Raw genomic sequence first — 531 nt, 5'->3', positions numbered from 1 at the left:
AACTCCTCGACGGACTCGTCGGGGCCTGCGCCGTGGCCATGACCACCGGGAAACTACCCTCCAACGGCGGACTCCGACCCCAACTCACCGTCAACATCGACTACCGCGACCTCTGCGACACCATCCGTCGCCACCCCACCACCAGCACAGGCACCAGCACCACCGGACAGGGCACCGGCACCGGCACCACCGGACAGGGCACCAGTAGCACCGCGGGACCGCGCATCAGCACCGGAACCGCGACGTTCACCGGCCCCATCCACCCCAACACCATCCGCAAAATAGCCTGCGACGCCGACATCATCCCCATCGTGCTCGGCAGCGACTCCCAAATCCTCAACATCGGCCGCACCAGCCGGATCTTCCCACCCCACATCCGCAAAGCCATCACCGCCCGCGACGGAGGCTGCGCCTTCCCCGACTGCACCATCCCCGCACCCTGGTGCGAAGCCCACCACATCACCTACTGGTCACACCAAGGCACCACAGGAACCAACAACGGCACCCTCCTCTGCTCCCACCACCACCACC

General features: G+C 66.5%; 1 protein-coding gene. It reads left to right on the top strand.

Features of this window, described 5'->3' with window-relative positions; genetic code table 11:
* The coding region (locus PJL15_RS22600) for an HNH endonuclease signature motif containing protein (RefSeq protein WP_281453361.1) at positions 1-531 on the top strand (531 nt) is incomplete at both ends.

Source organism: Paenarthrobacter nitroguajacolicus (assembly GCF_029952445.1).
GTDB lineage: Bacteria > Actinomycetota > Actinomycetes > Actinomycetales > Micrococcaceae > Arthrobacter > Arthrobacter nitroguajacolicus_B.
The sequence above is the reverse complement of the archived record's forward strand: the minus strand, read 5'-3'. Positions and strand labels throughout refer to the sequence as shown.